Below are 25,176 nucleotides of genomic sequence, written 5' to 3'. Positions count from 1 at the left end.
TTGGAGGCAGCCACATCCGCCGCCTGAATCACGTCGCCTGCGTTGTTGCCCCAGGCGTTTCTCTCATAGGTCACTACCGCCGCCAGCTCCTTGTTGGTCAGCTGCGCGGCGAACGCCTGCATGGCGGTGCCCGGTTTGCCGTGCACCACGATGTCGATGTGGGCCTTAGGCTCGCCAAGAGCGATGGGGCTGTCTTTCAGAGCGGGGAACACCCCCTGGAGTCCGGCGCCATTGGGCATGTGACAGGCGGCGCAGCGGGAGAGATAGACCTGCTCACCCAGGGCCATGGACTCCTCCATGGTCAGGGTCTCGGTCAGGGCGGCGGTCTCCGCCTGGGCCGCTGCGGCGGCCGAGTCCTGCTGCTCCGCCAGCCAGATGTCGAACTCCGCTTCGGGCAGCACCTCCACCACCACGGGCATGAAACCGTGGTCCTTGCCACAGAGCTCGGCACACTGACCACGGTAGGTGCCAGGCTTGTCCACCTTGGTCCAGGCCTCGTTGATGAAGCCCGGGTTGGCGTCTTTCTTCACCGCGAAGGCTGGCACCCACCAGGAGTGGATGACATCGTCGGAAGTCATCAGGAACCGCACCTTGCGATTGGCGGGGATCACCAGCGGCTTGTCCACCTCGAGCAGGTAGTTCTCCCCCTTGGCTTCGGCGTTCTTGATCTGTTCTTGTGGGGTCGACATCAGGCTGAAGAACTCCACCCCCTTGTCGAAATACTTGTAGTGCCACTTCCATTGGGAGCCGGTCACCTGGATGGTGAGATCCGACGCACTGGGATCCTCCATGGCCACCAGGGTCTTGGTGGCGGGAACCGCCATGACGATCAGGATGATGAACGGGATCACCGTCCACAGCACCTCAATCTTGGTGCTCTCATGGAAGTTGGCGGGCACGGCACCCTTGGACTTGCGGTGACGGATCAGCGAATAGAGCATGATGCCAAACACCACCGCCGCAATGGCACAACAGATGTAGAAGATGGTCATATGCAGGCCGTAAACCTGCTCGCTGATGGCGGTCACCCCGGGTGTCAGGTTGTAGTCTGATTCCGTGGCCAGCGCCAGGGTTGGCATCAGCACCAGGCCGATCACCAACGAAAAGTAACGTCTCACAAATACTGCTCCTCTGTGTATTGCAACCTGCAATATCCAGAAGAGAGCCAGCACAGTAATTCACAGCCCTATGAAGCTCCCCTCCCCCTCAAAAGGTTTGGGCATACCGCGGAACCGCTAAATCCGGAGTCACTCCGCCGCACACGATTCTGCGATCGTGTCTTTTCCTAACCTAATGAGACAAACTCATTTGATCAAGATCAAGAATAGCACTCAATGAAACAATGGAAGGGCAAAATAGAGGAAATGCCTTATATGCCGCCCGAGTCGGGATATAAGTCTAAACAGATGAAAGAATGAGCGAATTATCGCAGACAAGGGGCGAATAAGATTCAAAAATCGGGATTGGGGCTAATTACAGCCTAAAGCCCCCCTTTTTCCCGAAAATCAGTGGATCCAGTTGCTGACCAGGGCAGGAGTCATGGAATGGCGCTGGGGTTGAAACAGATAACCACAGCAATCGGCTCGACGACTGGCCAGCTCCAGGCGGCGCCAGTCACGGGCGGCGATGGTGGGCAACCAGGCCAGCACCGCCGAACAGGTGCGCCCGCGCAAGGCCTGCTCCACGGCCCACTGGCCCTCGACCTCGTCCTGACAGCGCACCAGCAGGATGCGATCCATGGCCACACCGGCCTCCTGAAGGATCCGCTTCCAGCCGAAGGCGGGTGGGTTGACCAGCACCAGCCAGCGCTGCTTACGGCTCAACTCGGCCAGTTCCGGCGCGAGGCGGGTCAGGGTCTCGATGTCATCTTCCAGCTTGTTCAGGCTGGCGCCGTGGTTCCAGTTGCCCTGCCACAGGCCAGGGTGACGGTATTGTGTTGCCTGGCGGCTTTTCATCAGTGCAATCCTCCATTTCGAATCACCCCCACTGCCAGACCCTCGATGCACATGTACTCCTGCTCCAGGTCGACCACTATGGGTTGATACTCTTGGTTCTCTGCGTGCAGATAGACGACGTTACCCTTACGTTCGAAGCGTTTTACCGTCACATCTTCTCCAACTCTGGCCACCACCACCTGACCGTTTCGAGCGTCCTTCTGACTGTGTACCGCCAGCAGATCGCCATCCATGATGCCGATATCCACCATGGAGTCTCCGCGCACCCTCAGCAGAAAGTCGGCGCTGGGGTGAAACATGGCCGGATCCATCTGGCAGTGCTGCTCGATATGCTGCTGAGCCAGAATGGGTTCACCGGCGGCCACCTGACCAATCAGGGGCAAACCCAGCTGCTCCGGCTCGGGTCCGCTGTCCAGCAGACGAATGCCCCTGGAGGTGCCGGGCACTATCTCGATCACCTGTTTGCGTGCCAGGGCCTTGAGGTGCTCCTCGGCGGCATTGGCACTGCGGAACCCCAAGCTCTTGGCGATCTCAGCCCGGGTGGGTGGCATGCCGGTCTCCTGCATGTGACTGCGGATAAGCTCCAGCACCTGGCTCTGTCTCGGGGTTAGCGGCTTCATATTTCTACCTGTTTATCTATACAGTACCACTGTGAGTATATACAGGTAGGCGATTAATTCAACAGTTATTTGCAGACAGAAGTCTCAGAACAGTTTGAGACAACGGACTCTCTGAGCCACTGCCGCATCGGGCGCTTTCGGTGTAGAATCTACGTCAATTGAAGAACAAGAAGCGAACTCAACGGTGAATCAAAACTACCTTTCACCCTGGATGCAGGGTGCCCGCTGGCTGCAAAAGCCGGTAGTGACCACCCGCCTGGTGCCCGAGGACCCCATCTCCGAGCTGGATATCGATCCCAAGCGGCCCCTGGTGTACGTGATGGCGCACGAATCTCACTCCGACCTGCTGGCCCTTCATGAAGCCGCCCTGAACTGCGGCCTGCCCAGCCCCCTGGAGCCTCTGGAAGTGAAAGGGGAGAAGGTCAGCCGGGTGGTGTGGCTCAATGGGGCAACGCCCCTGTTTGGCAAGCGCAAGAAAGCGGACTTTATGGCCCGCTTCGAGAAACTGCTGGGCTTGCACCGCACCCACGACGACCTGGACGCCCAGGTGGTGCCGGTCTCCCTGTTCTGGGGCAGAGATCCAGGCAAGGAGGAGAGTGTCTCCGCCACCCTGCTGAACCGCGAGCACCCCACCTGGCTGCGCAAGTTCTTCATTCTGATGATGCTGGGCCGGGATAGCTTTATCCGCTTCTCCCGACCTGTGTCCCTGCGCTACATGGCCGACAATCACGGCACCGACGAGGGCATTGCCCAGAAGCTGGCCCGGGTTGCCCGGGTGCATTTCGGTCGTCAGCGCACCGTGGCCACCGGCCCGCGTCTGCCGGACCGTCAAGCCCTGTTTGCCAGCCTGCTGGCTTCGAAAGGACTGCAGCAAGCGGTGGCCGACGAAGCCAGGAGCAAAGGGATCAGCGAAGAGAAAGCCCGTGAAAAGGCCACAGAATATCTGGAGGAGATCGCCGCCGACTACTCCAGCAACCTGATTCGCATTGGCGAGCGCATCCTCTCCTGGTTGTGGAACAAGATCTACAATGGCATCAACGTCCGCGGTGCCGAGCAGGTGCGTCAGTTGTCTCAGGATGGTCACGAGATCGTGTTCGTGCCCTGCCACCGCAGCCACATGGACTACCTGCTGCTCTCCTACATCATCTACCAGCAGGGGATGGTGCCACCGCACATCGCCGCCGGGGTGAACCTGAACTTCTGGCCCGCCGGCCCCATCTTCCGCCAGGGCGGTGCCTTCTTTATCCGCCGCTCCTTCCGAGGCAACAAGCTGTACGCCGACGTCTTCCGTGAGTACCTGCACCAACTGTTCGCCCGGGGCTACTCCATCGAGTACTTCTGCGAAGGGGGCCGCTCCCGCACCGGTCGCCTGCTGCCACCCAAGACCGGGATGATCGCCATGACCATCCAGACGGTGCTGCGCGGCATCGAACGGCCGGTGACCCTGGTGCCCATCTACCTTGGTTATGACCATGTGATGGAGGTGTCCACCTATCACAAGGAGCTGAAAGGTAAGAAGAAAGAGAAAGAGGGAATGGGTCAGGTGCTGTCCGCCATCAAGAAGCTGCGCAATTATGGTGAAGGCTACGTCAACTTTGGCCAGCCCATCACTGTGCACCAGTTCCTCAACGACAAGGTGCCCAACTGGCGCGAGGACACCCAGGATGATCCAGAGCAGCGACAGCCGTGGCTGACCCCGGCGGTGAACGAGCTGGCCAATCAGCTGATGTGCAACATCAACGACGCCGCCGCCGTCAGCTCGGTGACCCTGACCGCCACCACCCTGCTGGCGACGCCTCAGCACGCCATGCCAAGGGCCACCCTGGAGCAGCAACTGGATTTCTACCTGAAATTGCTGCAGGCGGTGCCCTACACCCCCTACACCACCCTGACCGAGGGGAATGGCAAGGACGTACTGCAAACCGTCTTGGATCTGGAGAAGTTTCAGCTGAGCCAGGATGATCTGGGTGAAATCGTCAGCATCGCCGACCACCAGGCGGTCACCATGACCTACTACCGCAACAACATCCTGCATCTGATGATCTTGCCCAGTCTGCTGGCCTCACTGGTGGTAAAAAGCGCCAAACCCAGCCGCAAGCAGCTGATCAACGACGCCCACAAACTCTATCCCTTGCTGCAGGCCGAGCTGTTTATGGGCCTGGATGGCGAGCTGGATGAGTATCTGCACGCCCTGATCAACGAGCTGATCAACCATGGTCACCTGCTTGAGGATGACCATGGCCAGCTGACCATAGTGGAAAGCCATCGCAACAGCCTGATGCAGCTGGCGGCCATCAGCCAGGAGACCCTGCAGCGATACGCCATTCTGCTGGCCCGGCTGCAGACCGAGCCTAACATCGAGCGTGGTTCTCTGGAGAAGGAGGCCACCAAGCTGGCCGAGCGCCTGTGCAAGCTCCACGGCACCAGTGCGCCGGAGTTCTTCGACAAGAAGGTGTTCAACACCCTGACCCTGAGACTGAAGGAGATGGGCTGCATCGGCGACCAGCCGGACACCGACCTGATCAAGGAACTGGCCCAGCTGGTGCTGACCCAGCTGCCGGTCAGCATGCGCGCCTCCATCAGCCAGGCAGGCTGACCACGGCTTTACTGTCCAAGGGCCCTTCGGGGCCCTTTTTGAGTTTGGAATACCCAATGACACACCGCTCCTCCCCCGGCCTCCTTGGCGGGGCCATGATCATCGCCGCCACCACCGTCGGGGCCGGCATGTTTTCCCTTCCGGTCACCGGCGCCGGCATGTGGTACGGCTACAGCCTGGCGATGCTGGCCTTCGCCTGGCTGTGCATGCTGCTTTCCGGCCTGTTTGTGCTGGAGACCAACCTGCATTTCCCCGTCGGGGCCAGCTTCGACTCCATGGTGGGCGAAACCCTGGGACGCCCGTGGCGGGTGGCCAACGGCGTCTCCATCGCCTTCGTACTCTACATCCTGACCTACGCCTACATCAGTGGCGGCAGTTCCATCGTCAGTCACGGACTCTCCGCTTCCTTGGGACTGGAACTGGGCGCCAAGCCGGCAGCCCTGTGCTTCGCCGGGGTACTGGCAATCATCGTCTGGCTGGGGGCTGCGGCGGTGGATCGTCTCAGCACCATCATGATCGGCGCCATGCTGATCACCTTCGCCGCCTCCACCCTGGATCTGGCTCCGGGCATCGAGGCCGCCAAGCTGTTCCCCGCTCCGGAAGAGGGCAAAAGCTACGCCATCTTCGGCCTGGCGGCGCTGCCCTTTATGCTGGCCTCCTTCGGCTACCATGGAAACGTGCCCAGCCTGGTGAAGTACTACGGCAAACAGCCCAGGCGCATCGCCCTGGCCCTGCTGTTGGGTACCGGCCTGGCCTTCACCATCTACCTGCTTTGGTTGACCCTGACCTTTGGCAACCTCAGCCAGCAGCAGATGCTGCCGGTGATCCAGGCCGGGGGCAACATGGGCGACCTGGTGGCGGCCCTGGAGCACAACGACGGCGGCAACCTGGGCACCATGCTCTCGCTGTTCGCCAATCTGGCGGTGGCCAGCTCCTTCCTGGGGGTGACCCTGGGCCTGTTTGACTTTATCGCCGACCTGTTTGGCTTCGACAACTCGGTCTCCGGACGCAGCAAGACCGCCGCCATCACCTTCCTGCCACCGCTGCTGCTGGCTCTGGCCTGGCCCCATGGCTTTATTTACGCCATCGGCTTTGCCGGGCTGGCCGCCACCCTGTGGGCCGCCATTGTGCCGGCACTGATGGCCCGTGCCGTACGCCGCCGCCACCCCAGCGGCGACTACCGCGCCCCGGGTGGCCAAGGTGCCATCTGGCTGGTGGTGGCATTTGGCCTGACGGTGGCCCTGTGTGAAATTGCCGGTAAACTGCAACTATTGCCGGTATTCGGACAGTGATGATGGAGAACGCGGTACTCACCTTGCGGAGCAGGCTGGTGACCGAGTCCAGCAAGCCCTATCAATCCCGGGGCGCCACCATGGTGCGCTGTCCCCGCTGTCAGATTGCCCAGAGCCATTGCGTCTGCGATTGCCGTCTGCCTCAGCAGGTGACCCCGGCGTTCTGCCTGATCATGCACCGCAAGGAGCCGATGAAGCCCACCAATACCGGTCGGCTCATCGCCGAGATCCTACCGGACACCGCCGCCTTCGCCTGGGATCGCACCGAACCGGATCCCCGGCTGCTGGCCTATTTGGCCGACCCCGGCTGGCAACCCTACCTGGTGTTTCCCGATGCCTATGTGGAAGACCAACAGGTGGTGGAAGCCCCGCAGCCCTGCCCACCCGGCAAGCGGCCGCTGTTTGTCCTGCTGGACGCCACCTGGGCCCAGGCGCGTAAAATCTACTTTAAGAGCCCCTACCTGAGGCAGATGCCGGTACTGAGCATCAATCCGGCGCGATTGAGCAACTACAAACTCAGGGAAGCGGTTCACGATCATCAGCTGGCCACCGCCGAGGTAGCCGCCATGGTGCTGGAGCTGGCAGGGGAACCCCACGCCGCCGAGGTGATGGACGCCTTCTTCCAGGTGTTCTCCCGCCGCTACTACGCAGGTAAACACCAGCTGCCGGTGCCCACAGAGGGGGAGGCGTTTGACCGCCTGGCCGCCTGCCAACAGAAGGAGCAACGGGATGCGACACCGCTTTGATCAATGGCTCACCTTTCGCACCGTGGCGGAACGGGGCAGCTTCGCCGCGGCCGCCGAGGCACTGGATCTCTCCCGCGCCCTGATCTCCGGCCATGTGCGCCAACTGGAGGAACACTACGGCGTTCGCCTGCTGCATCGCACCACCCGGCGCCTGTCCCTCACCGATGAGGGACAGCGGCTGCTGGAGCAGATCACCCCGTTGCTCAACGACGCGGAGCGCACCGATCAGCAGATGGCCGACCAGGCCACGGAGATTCGGGGCTCTCTGAGAATTCAGGTGCCGGCGGTATTGGACGCCGAACCCCTGCACCACTGCCTGGCGCAGATGCTGTTGAAGCACCCCAGCGTCAGGCTGGAGGTGCTGATTGGCGAGTCGGTGGAGGACCTGGTGGGTCGGGGTATCGATCTGGCGCTGCAGATCGGTCGTCTGGAGGACAGCTCCATGGTGTGCCGCCCCCTGTGCCAGCTGGACACCAAACTGGTGGCCAGCCCGGACTACTGGCGCCAGGCCGGGGTGCCCACCACCATAGAACAGTTGGCGGGACACCGCTGCATCCACTATCGCCACTGCCTCACCGGCCGCAACTGGGACTTTATCGACGAATCCGGTCAGCCGGTGCTGGTCAAACCCCAGTTCGTGGTGGAGACCGACAGTGAAGCCATGGCCCTGCGTCTGGCCCGCAGCGGCGTCGGCATCACCACCGCCCTGGAGTTTCTCTGCCGCAGCGAGTTGAACCAGGGCACCCTACAGGCGCAGATGGATCAGTGGCTGCACCCGGTTCCCCTGTCTGTGGTCTACCCCGCCCGGGAGAACAAGCCTCCCAGGCTGGAGCGACTGCTGGAACTACTGGGGAGCACCTTTGCGGATCCAGTGATCCACCGCTAGCCTGGCCACCTGCATCTCGATGGGTCGGGGCACCGGCTGTGGCTCATTGGGGTACGCTTGGCCGGGGCGCGCCACCGCCGCCAGACTCAGGGCCTGCATCGCCAGCCCCAGGTCCATGATCTCCACCGGATTGCCGTCCCCAGCCGCCAGGTTCACCAGATTGCCGCCACTGAGCAGGTAGAGGGTTTTGCCCTTGTAGCGAAACGCCTCCACCTGTTCACGGATGCGGGTAACGCTCTCCGATTCGGCCCGCAGAGAATCGAGCTCCATCTCCCGGGCGAAGTGGCCGGCGTTGGCCAGGATCGCCCCATGTCTGAGCAGGGGAAAATGATCCCGGGTCAACACCCCGTCGCAGCCAGTCACCGTCACCACCAGCTCTGCCTGTGCCAGGGCCGGCTCCAGGTCGTTTGTGGGGAACCCCTCCATATGGGCTTCGAGGCGGATAAGGGGATCCTGTTCCACCACGGTGACATGGGCGCCCATGCCCCGAAGACGCATCGCCACACCGCTGCCACAGTAGCCATAGCCGATCACCACCGCCCGCTTGCCATGAAGCATCACGTTGGTGGCGCGCATGATGCCATCCACCACGGAGCTGCCGACACCGTAACGGTTCTCGACGATGCGCTTGGCCTGGGTGTCGTTGATCACCAGGGTCGGGAAGCCCTGGTCCGGCGCCAGCTGGCGCAAACGGTTGGCCCCGGTGGTGGTCTCCTCGGTGGCCCCCAGCAGGGTGCCACGCAGAGGGGCAAACTCCGCTTCGCTGAACAACAGGCTGTGAAGATCGGCGCCGTTGTCCGACAGGATCTGCGGCTCGGCCCGCAGTACCTGACGACACTGCTCGATGTGATCCTCGAAGCTCTCACTCCTGTGCCCCAGAACCTGCACCCCGTAATCCTGTCGGATCGCCTCGGCGGTATCATCCTGAGTGGTGCCGGGACTGCCGGTGATCACCACCCGGGCGCCCCCCTTGGTCAGCGTCTCCAACCAGACTCCGGTCTTGGCCTCAACGTGCAGGCAGATCCCCAGCGTCAGGCCCTCGAAGGGGCGGCTGCGGGCAAACTCCTCCCCCAGGGCACGCACGATGGGCATATGGGCCCGAGCCCATTTGATGCGGTTGCGGCCAGATTGCAGTAACTCGGTCATGGTGTGTCTCCTTGCGTTTAGGTCAGCGCCATTGTGGGCGCCAGCGCCAGGGGGAAAAACCAACAGGAGTGAATGCAGTGTTCAGTGAATTTGGCAGCTGGCTAACCCGGAGCTTGACCCTCCTGTCAGGGGAGGCTTTACCCTGGCCACATGATTAGGAACGCTTCCCGTCAATACGGGTTCTGGCTCCCCTTGCTGATGATGCTCCTGATGGTCAGCCTGGCCCAGCCAGCCCAAGCCCAACCCATCCACCGGATGCCTGTCAGCACAACGCTGACCTGCGAGCTGGCGATGCATCACGCCGATGCACCACTGTGCCAGCAGTGTCAATCCGGTTGTGTGTGGGTCACTGCGGCCACTCTGCTTCCCATGGAGATGCCGCAGCTGCCCTTGCCGGGAAGCGTTCCGCCCCCCTTCCGGATGCCGGCAGCCTACCCCGCTCCCTGCGGCAGGCCCTTGCGCCCTCCCATCTCCTGACGGTTCGTACCCCACCAACCCAATAGTGAACGAATCTTTATGGAGAACCACCTTATGAAAACCCTGATTTCCGCAACCCTGCTCACCCTGGCGTCCCCCCTGACCCAGGCCGCCACCCTGGAACTGCCCTCCTCCATCTGGGCCAACAAGGTCAATGGTGAAGCGGTCCCCAGCTACCGCAGCGCCCTGCCTCTGCAGCCGGGCCTGCAGATTCTGGAACTGCGTTATGCCGAACTGCTGCAGCTCAACGCGGAAGACCACGAGTACGTCAGCTCTGAGCCCCTCTACCTGAGTTTCGAGGCCAAGGACGATCAAACCTACAGGCTGCAGCTGCCAGACCTGCGCAGTGAAACCGAAGTGCGCCAGTTTGCCCGCCAGCCATACGCCAGCCTGCGTAACGACACCGGGGCGGTGGAGAGCCAACTGCTGACCCAGAGCCAGCTCATGGCCCTGATGGCCAGAGCAAACGCCCGTTTCTGACCAACCTTGGCGGCTTCGGCCGCCTTTTTTTTGTCTGGCCCCCAACCGTTAAAATTCCGCCCCCTTTCCCCATACCACCCAAGGCGTCGCAGCGTACCAGCCCCCAGGAAACCATAAAAAAAGAGGCGCCAGGCGCCTCTTTGGTCTATTGGCAGAGCTAATGCCCTGACCCATTTAGTGAATCCAGGATGCTGCACTGAGGGGCTGCCCCTCCAGGACAGTCTCCGACCAGGCCGTTCAAACGCCGCTCCAGTGACTGAAGCTGGGCCAGTTTGTCACGCACCTGGCCCAGTTGTTCGTTGGCCAGAGCCCTGACCTGCCCCGCACTGCGCTGCTCATTCGCGTTCAGTGCCAACAGGGTGGCGCACTGATCCAGTGAGAACCCCAGGGATCGACACCTGGCCACAAACTGCAACTGAGCCAGCTGCGATCTGCCATAGGCGCGATAGCCGTTCTCCCCCCGGGGGGCCTGCACAAGTCCAATATCATGGTAATAGCGCAGTGTCTTGACACTGAGCCCGGTCTCCCGGGCCACCTCGCCTATCTTCATGATGCCTCCTCTTTCAGCTCCCTCCCGTAGATCAGCAGGTAAAGCGCAGGTATCACAAACAGTGACAGCAGCGGTGCGGTCACCATACCGCCCACCATGGGAGCGGCGATCTTCTGCATCACGTCGTTGCCGGAGCCGGCCCCCCACATGATGGGCAGCAGGCCGAAGAAGATGGTCGCCACCGTCATCGCCTTGGGTCGGATGCGCATCACCGCCCCCTCCATCAGCGCCTCACGCAGATCAGACACCGACGAATAGTCACCAGACTTGCGTCTGGCCTTGATGGCGTTGTTCAGGTACACCTGCATCACCACGCCGAACTCCGCCGCCACCCCGGCCAGGGCGATCATCCCCACGGCCACGGCCACCGACAGGTTGTACTCCAGCAGATAGAGCAGCCAGGCGGAACCCACCAGGGCGAAAGGCAGGCTGAGCATGATGATCCCCGCCTGCAGGGTGGAGCCGAAGGTAAGCATCAGCAGCAGGAAGATCACCGCCAGGGTCATGGGGATCACCTGAACCATCTTGGCCTCCACCCGCTGCATGTACTCGTACTGGCCCGCGAAGCTGACGCTGTAGCGAGGCGGCAGCTTAAGCTGACTGTCCAGGGCCTGGCGGGCATGATCGATGTACTCACCGATGGAGATCCCCTTGATGTCCACAAACACCCAGGAGATGAGACGGCCATTTTCACTCTTGAGCATCGGCGCCCCGTCGCTGATGCTGATGTCGGCGATGTTGGACAGGGGGATGTAATGCCCCTTGGCGGTCACGACGGGCAAGGCCCTGAGCTTATCGATGTCGTCCCGCAGTTCCCTGGGGTAGCGCAGGTTGATCGGGTAGCGCTCCGCCCCCTGCACCGACTCTCCGATCTGCATGCCACCAATGGCCAGACGCACCACATTCTGCACATCGTCCAGGCTGAGGCCGTAGCGAGCCGCCACCGCCAGCTTGGGTTCGATGTCGATATAGCGGCCGCCTCCCACCCGCTCGGCGAAGGCGGAAACGGTACCGGACAGCGGCGACAGGATCGCTTCCACCTCGCCACCGATGCGCTGCAGCTCGTCCACGTCCGCACCGGAGATCTTGATGCCGATGGGGGTCTTGATGCCGGTGGAGAGCATGTCGATGCGGGTCTTGATCGGCTGCACCCAGGCGTTGGTCACCCCGGGCACCTTCACAGTGCGCTGCAGATCGTCGATGATCCCCTCCAGGGTCATCCCTTCCCGCCAGGTCTCCCTGGGGTTGAGCATGATGGTGGTCTCCAGCATGGTCAGCGGCGCGGGATCCGTGGCGGTTTCCGCCCGACCCACCTTGCCGAACACCCTCTTAACCTCGGGAATGGTCTTGATCAGCCGGTCGGTTTGCTGCAGCACCTCCGCCGCCTTGCCGGCACTGACCCCAGGCAAGGTAGTGGGCATATACAGCAGATCCCCCTCCTCCAGCTCCGGCATGAACTCCGACCCCAGGCGGCTGGTGGGATACCAGGCGCTCGCCAGGGCGACGATGGCCAGGACCAGGGTGATCCGGGGAAAGCGCAACACCAGCCCCAGTGACGGGCGATAGAGGGCGATCAGCAACCGGCTGATGGGGTTCTTACGCTCATCGGGAATACGACCGCGAATGAAGTAGCCCATCAGGACCGGAATCAGGGTGATCGCCAGCAGCGCCGATGCAGCCATGGCGAAGGTCTTGGTGTAGGCCAGGGGGTGGAACAGCCGTCCCTCCTGGGCCTCCAGCACAAACACCGGCATAAAGCTCAGGGTGATGATCAGCAGACTGAAGAACAGCGCCGGCCCCACCTCCACCGAGGCCTCCTTCATCAGTTGCCAACGCTCCTGCTCCAGAGGCTCACGCCCGGTATCGGCCCGGAAATGCTCCAGGTGCTTGTGGGCGTTCTCCACCATCACGATGGCGGCATCCACCACGGCACCAATGGCGATGGCGATTCCCCCCAGGCTCATGATGTTGGCGTTGACCCCCATCCAGCCCATGACGATAAAGCTCACCAGGATAGAGAGGGGCAGGGTGATCACCGCCACCAGAGTGGATCGGGCGTGCAGCAGGAACAGCAGGCACACCAGGCCCACCACCGCCATCTCCTCGATCACCTTGCCTTTCAGGTTATCCACCGAATTGAGGATCAGCTGGGAACGGTCGTAGGTGGTCACCACCTCCACCCCTTCCGGCAGCCCCCCCTTGAGGGTGGCCAGCTTGGCCTTGACCGCGTCGATGGTGGCCAGGGCGTTTTCACCGTAGCGCATGACGATGATGCCGCCCACCACTTCGCCTTCACCATCGAGCTCCGCCATGCCACGGCGTGACGCCGGCCCCAGGCGCAGGGTGGCCACATCCTTGAGCAACACCGGGTTGCCGGCGTCGGACACCACACCCAGGGGGATCTCGGCGAAATCCGCCAGGCTCTGACGGTAACCCTTGGAACGGATCATGTACTCCGCTTCGGCCATCTCCACCACAGACCCGCCCACCTCGGCGTTGGCCCGGTCGATGGCCATCTTCACCCGGCCGATGTCCAGCTTGTACAAAGCCAGCTTGTGGGGATCCACCACCACTTGATAACTCTGCTCCATGCCGCCGATGGTGGCCACCTCGGAAACCCCGGCCACACTCTGCAACTCCAGCTTCAGGTACCAGTCCTGCAGGCTGCGAAGCTGGGCCAGATCGTGCTTACCACTGCGATCCACCAGAGCGTATTCAAACACCCAGCCCACCCCGGAGGCATCCGGGCCCAGCTCGGGCCGGGCGGCGGCAGGCAGTTGTCCCTGCACCTGAGACAAGTACTCCAGCACCCGCGAGCGGGCCCAGTAGATGTCGGTCCCATCCTCGAAGATCACGTAGACGTAGGAATCGCCGAAGAAGGAGTAACCGCGCACCGTCTTGGCGCCGGGCACCGCCAGCATCGCCGAGGAGAGAGGATAGGTCACCTGCTCCTCCACCAGTTGCGGCGCCTGCCCGGGATAGGGAGTCTTGACGATCACCTGAACATCGGACAGATCCGGCAAGGCGTCCAGGGGGGTGGTGCGCAGCGCCTGCCAGCCCACCAGGGCGATCACCGCCATCACCACCAGCACCATCACCCGCTGACGGATAGAGGCTTCAATGATTTTTTCCAGCATGGGGCCTCCTAGTGGCTGTGGCCGCTGTGGGCGCTGCCACTGGTCATCCGCATCAGGCTGCCCTTGAGGCTGGCCTCGGAATCCAGCAGGAACTGGCCGGACACCACCACCCGCTCACCGGGCTCGATGCCGGAGAGGATCTCCGCCTTGCCCCGGGCGATCATCCCCAGAGTCACCTCCTTGACCACAAATTCGGTCTCGGATCTCTGCACCACCACCCGGTTGCTGCGGCCGGTCTGGATCAGTGCCTCGGTGGGCACCAGGGTCAGGCCACGCTTGGCGGTGCCATAGAGCTCCACGTCCACCAGGGAGCCGGGGCGCAGCTTGCCGTCCGGATTCGCCAGGCTGACCCGAACCTGCATCGCCCGGGTCACCGGGTCCAGCTCGGGATAGATGTAATCGATCTGCCCCTCCAACTCGAACAGCCCCAGGGCGGAAGCGGTTACCGCCGCATCCTGGCCCACCTTGAACCAGCCCTGCTGGTTCTCAAACACCTCGGCAATCACCCAGACGTTGTCCAGATTCACCAGCTTCATCACCTCAGTAGCAGGCTGGATGTACATGCCGTCGCGGACATTCAGCTGGCTGATGTAGCCATCCTGCTGAGCGTAGAAGGGCACCCGGTACAGGCTCTTGCCGGTACGTTCCAGCCGCTGAATCAGACGGGTGTCCATTCCCAGCAGCTCCAGCCGCAGCCTGGCCTTGCGCATCAGCTCAGGGCCGCGGATGGTGTCACTTTTAAGGCTGCTCATGGCCAGCAGGTAATCGTCCTGGGCGTTGATCAGCTCCGGGCTGTACAGCTCAAACAGCAGGTCGCCCTGCTTCACCTGGTCACCGACGGAGGCAACCCCCAGCTTTTCGATCCAGCCGGACACCCGGGCATGGATGTGGCTGAGGGCATCCTGGTCGTACTCCACCGTGCCTATGGTATTGATGTAGCGCCACAGGGTGCCCTGCTCCACGGCTTCCACCCGCATACCCAGGGCCTGTTGCATGCCCCCGGGCACCCCCACCACCACCTCTTCGGTGCTGGCACCCAGCTCCACCTTCTCCAGGTCCATGCCACAGATGGGGCAGGAACCGGGGTCATCAGAGACGATATGGGGGTGCATGGGGCAGACATACTTCACCCCTCCGCCGTTGGACGACAGGGGGCTTTGCTTGGCCACCGGCGACGACATGGGCATCTCCATGGCAGCGTGGTCGTGCCCCTCATGAGAGTCGCCCTCTACCGGCTGCAGGAACATATTGCAGATGGGGCAGCGATCCCCCTCCCCTCCCGTCTGCTCCGGGTGCATCGGGCAGGCATAGGGCTGGACCGCTTCCTCCTCCTCCTCCTCCGGGGTCAGATACATGTTGCAGATGGCACAGCGGTCGCCGATGGCGCCGGTCTGCTGCGGATGCATGGGGCAGGCGTAGGGCGCATCCACCGGGGTCAGAAACATCTTGCACTCGGGGCAACGGTCACCTTCATGACCGGTCTGGTCCAGGTGCATGGGACAGGCATAGGGTTCGGCCTGTTCAGCGTGGTTATGGGCGGGCTCACTGGCCTGCTGGGCATGGAGTGGCATGGCCAACATCGGCAAAACCAGCATCAAAGCCAGCAGCCAACGGGCGGAAAAGTTGTCACCAAACATCTTGGCTTCTCCTCGAATCCGGCTCTATCGCGGGGATAGCCCGGAAACCTCTTTATAGTCGGTTGGCCCGGTCAACGGGCCAGGTAGGGTGCCGGTCAAGGCACCCTGGGTGTCAAAGTCGTCGCTATAAAGGGTCAGGCGATGGGAGGTCGCTCATCGGACTCCAGACAGACGGAGTCAAAACTGGTGAGGTAGGCGGGGGGTTCGCCATGCTGTGGCGAACGGCCAATCTGCAGGGGCGAAACCGGCGTGGAGCTGTAGTGGAAACAGTCCTGACACTGGCTGCAGCCGCTGTCGCAATCCATGGCCATGGTCCCGGTCATGGTCCCGCCATCACAACAGCAGTTCTCCTCTTCGGCCTGGGCCGAATCGGACATCTGGCTGTGGCAGTCCATGGTGGCCATAGCCTGAACCGACTCCCCCATGGGCATCATCGGCATGCGCGCCACCGCGCCCTGGCTTATCAGCGCCAGTGCGAGTAACAGCATGCTCAGTACTCTGCTCAAATGGGTCATGGTCGGTTCAGTTTGTTAGCCTGTGGCCACCATTATGAACGAATTCCCGAAAAAAAGTTCACCCTTTTTTTTCAAAGCCGCCCTCAATGATGGCTGTGACCCTTGCCGGCCTGGGCCATGGGCTCCAGGTCCATGCCGCATTTGGGGCAGCTGTCGCCCTTGAAGCCGCGGATCTTGGAGTTCATCGGGCAGGCGTGGGTGTACGCCTGACGGTCAGCCTTGGCCACCGGCTCCAGGTCCATGCCGCACTTGGGGCAGCTGTCGCCCTCGAAACCGACAATCTTGGGGTTCATCGGGCAGGCGTGGGTGTAGTGGGCACCTTTGCCGCTCATCTTGGGGCAGTTGGCGCAATCATGCTTATGCTGATGCTTGGCATGCTTGTCCTTGTTGGGGCAGTTCGCCTTGTCACAATCGTGCTTGGCCTGTTTGCCCTTGTTGGGACAGTTGGCCTTCTTGCAGTCATGCTTGGCGTGCTTGCCCTTGTGGGGGCAGTTGGCCTTATCGCAGTCGTGCTTGGCGTGCTGATGCTTATGATGACCCTTACCGGCCACGGGAGTCAGTGCCATCCCACACTTGGGGCACTCATCCCCGGCCACACCCTTCACCTTGGGGTGCATGGGGCAGGCGTGGGTGGCCTCGGCCACGGCATGGGCGCCATGGCCCTCGGCGTGGGCCTGAACCTGGGCAGAAAATGGGGTGGCGATCAGAGCGGCCATCAGGGCCACTGCAGCAAAAAACTTGTTCATGGATACTCCAAAATTCAATTAAATCGGTGACATTCTGTCGAGCTGAGAACTGGAGTTAACCGATGGGAGGCCGCAGTGCCCGTTCCGGTGGACAGGAGTCCACATGCATCGGGGGGGGCGCCAGAGGCGGCGAATGCCTGGCCACCACCATGGCCCCCTGGGAGGTCACTAGGCTGGTGGGCGGAATCAGGATCTGGCAGTGACCGCACTCGCCTTCGCAGTAGTGCTCCACACCATGACAGGGAGTCGGGTGACAATCGGTCTCGGACTGGTTCATCACCACATGATGGCCATGCTGCTGATGCCCCGTTGGCGGCGCCATAAGATGGATGCGCGCGACCGCCCCCTGGCACACCAGGGTCAGCACTAACATCAACATCATCGGTATGGAGCAGCGAGTCACCCTCACCCCCTTATATTAGACATTGCGCATATTATGCCCGAATAGAGCAGATGAGAATGAGTGCGGGTTCACATTTAGCGAACAGAAAAAAGCCTATAGAATCAGGCTGAGAGTAACAAGGTCTCATAGGCAGGAGGCAGGAATACCTCGGAGACACGCAGACTTCGTCCAGCCAGTTCAAACTCCCGCTGGCGGCCCCAAAGGCCTTCGGCCACCGGATACCCCAGCTTTTTCGCCTGAATGCCTGCGCTGCTGCGCTCCCCATAGCGGCACACCTGCAGTGGCCCTCTGACCAGGTTACCGGACGCAAACAGCCGTTCTCCCAGGGGCTGGTTGCCCAGGTTGGGAAAATCGATTTCAGAACATTCCAGCGTCACCCTGGGCACTTCGGTGATGGCGTACACCCAGGGGACACCGTCAAGTTTCAGCAACACCACCCGTTGCCAGATGGGCTGACCCACCGCCCAGCCGGGACCGGGCTGCACCGCGGGCCCTACCCCTTCCTGCAGCAGCTCCACCTCGAAGCGTCGGCAGAGCGCCTTGAGCTTGAGTGTCAGTGAACCCTTATCCCGCAGCCAGGGCAGCAGCTTGGCCGGCGGCTGGGTCATCTCCATGACCGGATGCACGTCCGCCTGGTTGAGGGCTTCTAAGGTGGTTGCCGTCATTCCGACTCCTATACAGTAGGTCAGGGTGTGTCTGCCTTTGGTGGCCCGCATTTGAACCCGCAGGACGCCAACAAGATGGCCGGCAATGGGTCCACCGTAAGCTGCCTCTAGGCACCTTGATGCCACCGCCGACACAGGCTGGCGCAAAAATGTCCAGCAAAGATCAACACACCCTTCGACATAGTATCAAAACTAGATTTGGAGCCAAGGGATACTCTGTATTAGAGTTGATATGCTAACCACTCGCCCGTGTGAATATGGAGACCCAAGGGATAATGCGTTCAGCCAATTACCTGCTGGTCCTGCTTTTAGTGCTGTCACCCTGGGCCAAGGCCGAAGAGACACCGGAGCAGGGGGCACAAAGTGCGATCACCGATCAATACGGTTACTACGGTCTGGAGCCGGAAATCGTCACTAACTATGTCACCGACAGCAATCGCCTGGGCTATATCCGGGTCAGCATCGAGTTGATGCTCGAAGACGCCAATAACCTGGCCATTGTGGAACACCACGCTCCCCTGATCCGCAGTACCATCATTGAGATCCTCGGCGAACAGAACAAAGAGAAGATCCAGTCTCTTACTGGCCGAGAGGAGATTCGTCGCTACTGCTTTGAAACCGTCAACCAACTGCTGGAGCAGGAGGTGGGGGAGCCCTTGCTGGTCAACCTGCTGTTCACCAAGTTCCTGTATCAGTAACCACCAGAGAAAAGGGGAGCCGCGGCTCCCCTTTCTTTATGCCCGACGAACCCGGCCACCACTGTCCATCAGCGCCTGGGCCAGTCCCACCAGCAGGCCGCCGAGGTGAGCCCAGTTGGCCATATTCATAAAGCCCATGAACCCCATCACCAGCCACAGGATCAGGAACGTCATGTAGGAATCGGGCAGCACAATGCCGCGCTGGGGAGCCAGTCGGCCCATCAGCCAGCAGTACCCCACCAGGGCGTACACCACGCCGGAAAGGCCGCCGAACGCCGGCCCCACCATGGCAAACTGTACCAGGTTGGGCAGGGCCGCCCCCGCCAGCAACAGGACAAACAGCTTGCCACTGCCGAGACGCTGCTCAACCTGTCCCCCCAGGAACCACCACCACAGCAGGTTGAAGACGATGTGCATGGGATCAAAGTGCAGCAGTATGGGGGAGAACAGCCGCCAACCCTGCTCCAGGGAGAAGGCGTCCCAGCTCTCGAAGAAGTGCAGGGCGTAGAACAGCGGCTGCTGCCAACGCAACACGCCCCAGGGGATGTAGATGGCGATGCAGATCAGCATCACCAGCAGGGTCACCGGGCCCGCCCGGCTGAACAGGCTCCCCATCATCTGCTTCAGGGGCTTACCATAACTCAGGCCATTGTCGGTGCTGCCGTTGTTCCAGGACGCTTCGTGATACCTGGGATGCAGGGGATCGGCCAGGAATCGCTCAAACTCCACCTGTGCCCTGGGCTGATCGGCCTCAGGCACCCAGATCTCGACACCCTGCTCACTGCGACTCAACTGAGCAGTGATCTTCAGCCCCGCCAGATAATCGACGAACGCCTGCGCCGCCCTGGGATTGTTCAGTACACCCAGGGCAATCATCCCGCTTCCACCTCGGCCCCGGACTGCGCCCAGGCCTCCATACCGCCCATCAGGCTGTACACCTGCTCAAACCCCTGCTCCGCCAGGTACTGGGCGGCACTCTGGCTGCTGATGCCGTGGTAGCACACCACCACCAGGGGATCGTCATACTCCCCCTCCAGCATAAACTGAGCCAGGTTACCCTGATGCAACCTCAGGGCACCGGGAATGCGTCCCCGGGCATAGGACTCGGGGTCACGGATGTCCACCAGTTGCACCTCTCCCTGCTGCTGCAGCTGGGAGAGCGCCCCAAGGTCGATGTTCTGATAGTTGGCCACACACTTCTCCTTTGGACCTGCCGAACCCTGTTGATTAACCTTGCACCACAGAGCGCCAGAGCCTCAGTGTATCGAAAAACCCTGGCGGATAAAAAAGGGCCGGTAGACCGGCCCTCTCCACGATGACAACAACATCAGTCCCAGTTGAGGATCACCTTGCCGGACTGGCCACCGCGCATCACGTCGAAGCCTTCCTGGAAGTCGTCGATGTGGAAGTGGTGGGTGATGATGGGGGTGATGTCCAGGCCGGACTGGATCAGGCTGGCCATCTTGTACCAGGTCTCAAACATCTCACGACCATAGATACCCTTAAGAATCAAACCCTTGAAGATCACTTGATTCCAATCGATGCCCATGGAACCGGGAGGAATCCCCAGCATGGCGATCTTGCCGCCATGGTTCATGGTTTCCAGCATGGAGTTGAACGCGCTGGGGACACCGGACATCTCCAGGCCCACATCGAAGCCTTCGGTCATCTTCAGCTCCGCCATCACGTCTTCCAGCTTCTCCTTGGCCACGTTGACCGTGCGGGTGGCACCCATCTTGGCAGCCAGCTCCAGGCGGTAATCGTTGACGTCGGTGATCACCACATGACGGGCACCGACATGACGCGCCACGGCGGCGGCCATGATGCCGATGGGGCCGGCACCGGTGATCAGCACATCCTCACCCACCAGATCGAAGGAAAGGGCGGTGTGCACCGCGTTGCCGAAGGGGTCGAAAATGGACGCCAGATCATCGCTGATGTCATCTGGGATCTTGAAGGCGTTGAAGGCGGGGATCACCAGATACTCGGCAAAGGCACCGTCACGATTCACCCCCACCCCCGAGGTGTTGCGACACAGATGGGTGCGGCCGCCACGGCAGTTGCGGCAGTGACCACAGGTGATGTGGCCTTCACCGGAAACCCGGTCGCCCAGCTCAAACCCACGCACCTCCTGGCCCATGTCCACCACTTCACCGACGTACTCGTGGCCCACCACCATGGGCACGGGGATGGTCTTCTGGGACCACTCGTCCCAGTTGTAGATGTGCACATCGGTACCGCAGATGGCGGTCTTCTTAATCTTGATCAGCAGATCGTTGTGCCCCAGCTTAGGCTTGGGGGCATCCACCATCCAGATCCCCATCTCGGGCTTGAGTTTAGACAGCGCTTTCATGGTGGTCATCAGATGATCTCCAGCTCTTTACCGATGCGGATAAAGGCGTCGATCGCCTTATCCAGCTGTTCGCGGGTGTGGGCGGCAGACATCTGGGTACGGATGCGCGCCTGCCCCTTGGGCACCACGGGGAAGGAGAAACCAATCACATAGATCCCCTCCGCCAGCAGGCGGTCGGCAAACTCGGAGGCCAGGGCGGCATCACCGATCATCACCGGGATGATGGCGTGGTCGGCACCGGCCAGGGTGAACCCGGCGTCGCTCATGCGGCTGCGGAAGTGGTTGGCGTTATCCCACAATTGGGCACGCAATGCCTGCCCCTCGGCAATCAGATCCAGCACCTTCAGGGAGGCGGCAACAATGGCCGGTGCCAGAGAATTGGAGAACAGATAGGGACGGCTGCGCTGACGTAGCCAGTCAATCACCTCTTTCTTGCCGGAGGTGAAACCGCCGGACGCCCCCCCCAGGGCTTTACCCAGGGTGCCGGTGATGATGTCCACCCGCTCCATCACCTTGCAGTGCTCGTGAGTGCCGCGACCGCCTTCACCGACGAAGCCCACGGCGTGGGAGTCGTCCACCATCACCAGGGCACCGTACTTGTCCGCCAGGTCACAGATCCCCTCCAGGTTGGCGATGACGCCGTCCATGGAGAACACACCGTCGGTGGCGATCAGGATATTGCGGGCACCGGCCTCACGGGCCTGAGTCAGGCAGTTTTCCAACTCGGCCATGTCATTGTTGGCGTAACGGAATCGTTTCGCCTTACACAGGCGCACACCGTCGATGATGGAGGCGTGATTCAGGGCGTCACTGACGATGGCGTCCTCTGGGCCCAGCAAGGTCTCGAACAGACCGGCGTTGGCGTCGAAACAGGAGGAGTAGAGGATGGTGTCTTCCATGCCCAGAAATGCGGACAGCTTGGCTTCCAGCGCCTTGTGGATGTCCTGGGTGCCACAGATAAAGCGGACGGATGCCATGCCGAAGCCGTGATCCGCCAGCCCCTGCTGAGCCGCGGCAACCAGTTCCGGGCTGTTGGCCAGGCCGAGGTAGTTGTTGGCGCAGAAGTTGATGACCTGCTCACCGGTGTTGACCTCAATGGCGGTCTGCTGGGGTGAAGTGATGACTCGCTCGTGCTTGTAAAGCCCATCGGCCTTTACGTCCTCCAGTTGCTGCTGGATCTGGGCGTAAAACGCTGAAGATGACATGCTGCCTCCCATTGGCATCCTTGATTATTGTGGGACGCGCCGCGCTGGTGAACACAGACACTCCCCAGACTCTGGTCCCGCTAACGGAGGGAATGGAGAGGACGTGCGACGCGACAGCCCGCCTTAATTATTGGCGACATTCTAACGGGGGATGGGGCAGCTTGCAGCAGCAATCTGCCCCTTGGGGTATTTAAAGCTGTAAAGGGTGGGCTGGCGCAAATACAGCCAGCCGAGGTCAATGCGGCCTAAGTCGGCTCGCCACCCAAGCTGTCGTAAAGTTCACGGTACTTGCGTTCGATGCGATCAAACTCAGGCATCGCCGCCTCGGATACGATTCCCCGGAAGGTAATAAGCACCCGAATCACCCCCTTGTAGATCTCTCTCTGAGTGATGCTGCTCTCCAGCATCTGGGCATTGCGATAGGAGATCCAGCAGGTGACGATCTGCTTCAGGGTCTGAGCCAGGTCATCGATGTATTTGTCTTCGACCACCACGGTGCCGTTGTCCCGGAGCAACCTCAGGTTATCCGCCGCCACCTTGGTCATGCTGCGATGCACCTCCAGGTAACGCTGATGCAACTCCTTGTCCCTGGCCAGGATGTCGGTGAGGTTGGCGTAGAAGAAGCGGAAGCGCCACATCGCCTGGAACATGCCGTCGAGGTAACGGACCAGGAACTCCAGATCACTCTCGTTCTCCACATCCAGAGGACGGAACGCCTCAACGATGTAGTTCTCATACTCCTTGTAGATGCAACGAATGATCTCTTCCTTGTTGCGGAAGTGGTAGTAGAGATTGCCGGGACTGATCCCCATATGGGCTGCGATGTGGTTCGTGGTAATCGCTCGCTCACCATGCTCATTGAACAGTTCACGGCTGGCAAGAATGATTCTGTCTTTAGTCTTCATAGTTTTATCTTCTCTCTGACCTGGCCTAGCTTAACAGACACCGGTGGATTTGAAACAGCCCTGCCCCTGCCTTATGATGCGGGCTCCGACCAGTCACAGACCCGGCCATGAACCGAATACTCTACAGCCTGCTGCTGATCCTGCTCACTCCCCTGGTGCTGGCCTACCTGGGCTGGCGCGCCCTGCGCAGTGCAGATTATCGCGGCCGCCTCGGCGAACGCTTCGCCCTGGGCCTGCCCACAGTGCGCGCCCCGTTGGTCATTCACTGCGCCTCCATGGGAGAAACCCTGGCTGCTCTGGGACTGATTCGCACCCTCAAGAGCCAGCGTCCCGACACCCCCATCCTGGTGACCACCACCACCCCGACGGGCTCCGCCCAGGTGAAACAGCACTTGGGCGATCTGGTGCACCACTGCTATCTGCCCCTGGATCTGGGTCCGGTGATGGCCTGGTTCCTGAACCGGCTTAAGCCAGTCGGGGTGGTGCTGATGGAGACCGAGCTGTGGCCCAACCTGGTACACCACTGCCATAAGCGGCAGATTCCGGTGATCCTGGCCAACGCCCGCCTGTCCGCGCGCTCCGCCAAGGGCTACGGCCGCTTCCCCGCCCTGGTGGGCCCCATGTTGGCCAAACTGACCGCCGTGGCCGCCCAGAACAGCACCGACGGCGCCCGCCTGGTGAAGCTGGGGGTCGCCCCGGCCGCCATGACCGACTGTGGCAGCCTCAAGTTTGATATTGCGGTGGACGATACCGAACGAAGCCAGGCCAACGCCCTGCGCCTGCAGCTGATGGGCGAGCGCCCCTGCTGGCTGGCTGCCTCCACCCACCCGGGCGAATTTGAGCTGGCCCTGGCGGCCCACAAAACACTGCTGCAACGCTTCCCCGATCTGTTGCTGATGCTGGTGCCCAGACATCCGGAGCAGTTTGCCCGCGCCGCCGATCTCAGCCGGGAAGCGGACCTGACTCTGGCCCGGCGCAGCGACGGCGGCCCCATCCCCGAGTCCACCCAGGTGCTGATTGGCGACACCATGGGCGAGCTGAAAACCCTGTGCGGCATGAGTGACATCGCCCTGGTGGGCGGCAGCCTCATCGAGCGGGGCGGCCACAACCCGCTGGAGCCGGCGGCCTTTGGCAAGCCGGTGCTGATGGGGCCCCACTACTTCAACTTCAAGGAGATCGGCGACCAGCTCAAGCAGGAGGGGGTGATGCTGGTGGTGGTGGATGACCACAGCCTGGTGCAAGCCCTGGATCAGCTGCTGAGCGATGCTGATGGCCGTCGGCACATCCAGGACGCGGCGCTGCGGTTTGTGGCGCGCAACCGGGGCGCCACCCAGCGTCAGGCGGACGTGATCCTAGGCGTGATACCCGGCTAACAACGCCTGCCAGTGGGACTCCTGCCAATGGAGTCCCTCAACCCGTCCCAGCTCCTTGCGGAAGGAGCGCAGCAGCCGCTGCAGATTCCCCTGTTGCCAGCCGCTGTCCGGCGTACGAATCTCGCCCCGGTCAAAATCGATAAGGTAGAACTGCTCGTCGTCCATCAGGATGTTGCGGGCATTGAGATCCGCATGATAGACCCCGGCCCGGTGAAAGCGGGCCAGCAGGGCGCCGAGCTGACGCCACTTCGCCTCAGGCAGAGGCCCCTTGACCAGGCGCTTCACCAGATCCTGGCAACCCTCGAGACGCTCGGTGATGAGGTCCGCCCGATACACCGGACCGGAGCGCACCACCTGAGCGGCCACCGGCCGGCTCACCGGCAGCGCCAGGGCCACCAGTTGCTCCAGCAGCGCCAGCTCCCGATAGGCCCGGGTCTGCTCCAGGCCAGGCCACAGGTAGAGGTCCTTGATCAGCTTGCCGGGCAGGCCTCCACGGTAGTAGTGGCGCAATACGCAGCGAAGCCCGTCGACATTGAGAAACCAGGCGGGATTGCGGCCACTGGCGTCGGAGTGCCCCTCAATCCGGCCGGCGGCCTTCAAAGCCTGCCGATCAAACCAGGAGGCATCGGCCGGGCTGCCGTCTGCCAGCAGCAGGCTGGTGTGGTGGTGCTGAATCAGCTGCATGGGGCTCGCCTCCGTATTGATGGCCAGAAAAAGTGCGCTCATTGTGACCCTGGTCCGAGGCGATGGCAACACAGCGGACAAAGAGACTTGGTCACAGCGGGGAATTT

The 25,176-nt window shown here is 61.7% G+C and carries 24 protein-coding genes and 1 pseudogene; 8 read left to right on the top strand and 17 right to left on the bottom strand.

The genetic code is table 11. The annotated features are described in order from the left end of the window. Positions 1–2: 2 nt before the first annotated feature. From coxB to lexA, 3 genes and pseudogenes are all read right to left on the bottom strand, one after another. A pseudogene (gene coxB, locus G505_RS0109740) lies at positions 3–1,118 on the bottom strand (cytochrome c oxidase subunit II); the annotation flags it as partial. Between the two features lie 387 nt (positions 1,119–1,505). Beyond that, positions 1,506–1,955 carry a SulA-like leucine-rich domain-containing protein gene (locus G505_RS21200; protein WP_051216043.1) on the bottom strand — a complete coding sequence of 150 codons (450 nt, stop codon included), beginning with the start codon at positions 1,953–1,955 and terminating at the stop codon, positions 1,506–1,508. Further along, positions 1,955–2,575 (bottom strand): transcriptional repressor LexA, encoded by a 621-nt coding sequence (gene lexA / locus G505_RS0109730; RefSeq protein WP_028109381.1) that lies wholly within the window; start codon positions 2,573–2,575, stop codon positions 1,955–1,957. Before lexA ends, G505_RS21200 begins: the two co-directional genes overlap by 1 nt. Before the next feature lie 211 nt (positions 2,576–2,786). Here lexA and plsB point away from each other — a divergent pair, with 211 nt between their 5' ends. From plsB to G505_RS21195, 4 genes are read left to right on the top strand one after another with little or no spacing between them, the layout of a single operon-like run. Continuing rightward, complete coding sequence (gene plsB / locus G505_RS0109725) at positions 2,787–5,171, top strand: glycerol-3-phosphate 1-O-acyltransferase PlsB (RefSeq protein WP_035385267.1); 2,385 nt, start codon at positions 2,787–2,789, stop codon at positions 5,169–5,171. A gap of 56 nt (positions 5,172–5,227) precedes the next feature. Then, positions 5,228–6,463 carry an aromatic amino acid transporter gene (locus G505_RS0109720; protein WP_028109379.1) on the top strand — a complete coding sequence of 412 codons (1,236 nt, stop codon included), beginning with the start codon at positions 5,228–5,230 and terminating at the stop codon, positions 6,461–6,463. Between the two features lie 2 nt (positions 6,464–6,465). Then, positions 6,466–7,209, top strand: a complete 744-nt coding sequence (locus G505_RS0109715) for a tRNA-uridine aminocarboxypropyltransferase (RefSeq protein WP_028109378.1) — start codon at positions 6,466–6,468, stop codon at positions 7,207–7,209. After that, on the top strand, positions 7,193–8,095 hold the full coding sequence (locus G505_RS21195) for a LysR family transcriptional regulator (RefSeq protein WP_051216042.1): 903 nt from the start codon (positions 7,193–7,195) through the stop codon (positions 8,093–8,095). Before G505_RS0109715 ends, G505_RS21195 begins: the two co-directional genes overlap by 17 nt. Here the strand turns inward: G505_RS21195 and G505_RS0109705 are convergent. Next, a complete protein-coding gene (locus G505_RS0109705; RefSeq protein ID WP_028109377.1) occupies positions 8,054–9,241 on the bottom strand; it encodes an adenosylhomocysteinase in 1,188 nt (395 codons plus the stop codon). The two genes, G505_RS21195 and G505_RS0109705, sit on opposite strands and share 42 nt — an antisense overlap. A 150-nt stretch (positions 9,242–9,391) precedes the next feature. Here G505_RS0109705 and G505_RS0109700 point away from each other — a divergent pair, with 150 nt between their 5' ends. Continuing rightward, complete coding sequence (locus G505_RS0109700) at positions 9,392–9,718, top strand: hypothetical protein (protein ID WP_157509155.1); 327 nt, start codon at positions 9,392–9,394, stop codon at positions 9,716–9,718. 54 nt (positions 9,719–9,772) lie between these two features. Next, complete coding sequence (locus G505_RS0109695) at positions 9,773–10,198, top strand: DUF2057 family protein (RefSeq protein ID WP_028109375.1); 426 nt, start codon at positions 9,773–9,775, stop codon at positions 10,196–10,198. Between the two features lie 157 nt (positions 10,199–10,355). Here the strand turns inward: G505_RS0109695 and G505_RS0109690 are convergent, their stop codons facing one another. The 7 genes from G505_RS0109690 to G505_RS21190 form a co-directional block, all read right to left on the bottom strand. Continuing rightward, positions 10,356–10,748 (bottom strand): MerR family transcriptional regulator, encoded by a 393-nt coding sequence (locus G505_RS0109690; RefSeq protein WP_028109374.1) that lies wholly within the window; start codon positions 10,746–10,748, stop codon positions 10,356–10,358. Then, the gene (locus tag G505_RS0109685) at positions 10,745–13,885 is read right to left on the bottom strand and encodes an efflux RND transporter permease subunit (RefSeq protein ID WP_028109373.1); all 3,141 of its coding nucleotides are present in this window, start codon (positions 13,883–13,885) and stop codon (positions 10,745–10,747) included. Before G505_RS0109685 ends, G505_RS0109690 begins: the two co-directional genes overlap by 4 nt. Before the next feature lie 8 nt (positions 13,886–13,893). Beyond that, positions 13,894–15,522, bottom strand: coding sequence for an efflux RND transporter periplasmic adaptor subunit (locus tag G505_RS0109680; RefSeq protein WP_028109372.1), 1,629 nt, complete (start codon positions 15,520–15,522; stop codon positions 13,894–13,896). Positions 15,523–15,656: 134 nt separating this feature from the next. After that, positions 15,657–16,010 (bottom strand): hypothetical protein, encoded by a 354-nt coding sequence (locus tag G505_RS0109675; protein WP_157509154.1) that lies wholly within the window; start codon positions 16,008–16,010, stop codon positions 15,657–15,659. Positions 16,011–16,120: 110 nt separating this feature from the next. Further along, entirely contained in the window at positions 16,121–16,783 is a 663-nt protein-coding gene (locus G505_RS0109670) for a heavy metal-binding domain-containing protein (protein ID WP_028109370.1), read from the bottom strand. A 55-nt stretch (positions 16,784–16,838) separates the two neighbouring features. Next, positions 16,839–17,186: a hypothetical protein gene (locus G505_RS0109665; protein WP_157509153.1), complete on the bottom strand. Its 348-nt coding sequence runs from the start codon at positions 17,184–17,186 to the stop codon at positions 16,839–16,841. A gap of 101 nt (positions 17,187–17,287) precedes the next feature. Then, positions 17,288–17,851 carry a chorismate--pyruvate lyase family protein gene (locus tag G505_RS21190; protein WP_051216041.1) on the bottom strand — a complete coding sequence of 188 codons (564 nt, stop codon included), beginning with the start codon at positions 17,849–17,851 and terminating at the stop codon, positions 17,288–17,290. Between the two features lie 275 nt (positions 17,852–18,126). On the opposite strand from G505_RS21190, the gene G505_RS0109655 reads away from it, so the two are divergent. Then, positions 18,127–18,549, top strand: a complete 423-nt coding sequence (locus G505_RS0109655) for a flagellar basal body-associated protein FliL (RefSeq protein WP_028109368.1) — start codon at positions 18,127–18,129, stop codon at positions 18,547–18,549. Positions 18,550–18,585: 36 nt separating this feature from the next. Here G505_RS0109655 and glpG read toward each other — a convergent pair whose 3' ends face one another. From glpG to G505_RS0109630, 5 genes are all read right to left on the bottom strand, one after another. Then, positions 18,586–19,425: a rhomboid family intramembrane serine protease GlpG gene (gene glpG, locus G505_RS0109650; RefSeq protein ID WP_028109367.1), complete on the bottom strand. Its 840-nt coding sequence runs from the start codon at positions 19,423–19,425 to the stop codon at positions 18,586–18,588. Further along, the gene (glpE, locus tag G505_RS0109645; RefSeq protein WP_028109366.1) at positions 19,422–19,742 is read right to left on the bottom strand and encodes a thiosulfate sulfurtransferase GlpE; all 321 of its coding nucleotides are present in this window, start codon (positions 19,740–19,742) and stop codon (positions 19,422–19,424) included. Before glpE ends, glpG begins: the two co-directional genes overlap by 4 nt. 134 nt (positions 19,743–19,876) lie before the next feature. Next, on the bottom strand, positions 19,877–20,902 hold the full coding sequence (tdh, locus tag G505_RS0109640) for an L-threonine 3-dehydrogenase (protein WP_028109365.1): 1,026 nt from the start codon (positions 20,900–20,902) through the stop codon (positions 19,877–19,879). A gap of 8 nt (positions 20,903–20,910) precedes the next feature. After that, complete coding sequence (locus tag G505_RS0109635; protein WP_028109364.1) at positions 20,911–22,107, bottom strand: glycine C-acetyltransferase; 1,197 nt, start codon at positions 22,105–22,107, stop codon at positions 20,911–20,913. A 245-nt stretch (positions 22,108–22,352) separates the two neighbouring features. Further along, the gene (locus G505_RS0109630; protein ID WP_028109363.1) at positions 22,353–23,012 is read right to left on the bottom strand and encodes a TetR/AcrR family transcriptional regulator; all 660 of its coding nucleotides are present in this window, start codon (positions 23,010–23,012) and stop codon (positions 22,353–22,355) included. 107 nt (positions 23,013–23,119) lie between these two features. Here G505_RS0109630 and waaA point away from each other — a divergent pair, with 107 nt between their 5' ends. Next, positions 23,120–24,385, top strand: a complete 1,266-nt coding sequence (waaA, locus tag G505_RS0109625) for a lipid IV(A) 3-deoxy-D-manno-octulosonic acid transferase (protein WP_028109362.1) — start codon at positions 23,120–23,122, stop codon at positions 24,383–24,385. Here the strand turns inward: waaA and G505_RS0109620 are convergent. Next, positions 24,365–25,111: a 3-deoxy-D-manno-octulosonic acid kinase gene (locus G505_RS0109620; RefSeq protein WP_245568356.1), complete on the bottom strand. Its 747-nt coding sequence runs from the start codon at positions 25,109–25,111 to the stop codon at positions 24,365–24,367. The genes waaA and G505_RS0109620 overlap by 21 nt on opposite strands. Positions 25,112–25,176: the final 65 nt, after the last annotated feature.

Source organism: Ferrimonas futtsuensis DSM 18154, from assembly GCF_000422645.1.
Classification (GTDB): domain Bacteria; phylum Pseudomonadota; class Gammaproteobacteria; order Enterobacterales; family Shewanellaceae; genus Ferrimonas; species Ferrimonas futtsuensis.
This window is presented reverse-complemented; position numbering and strand designations above follow the sequence as displayed.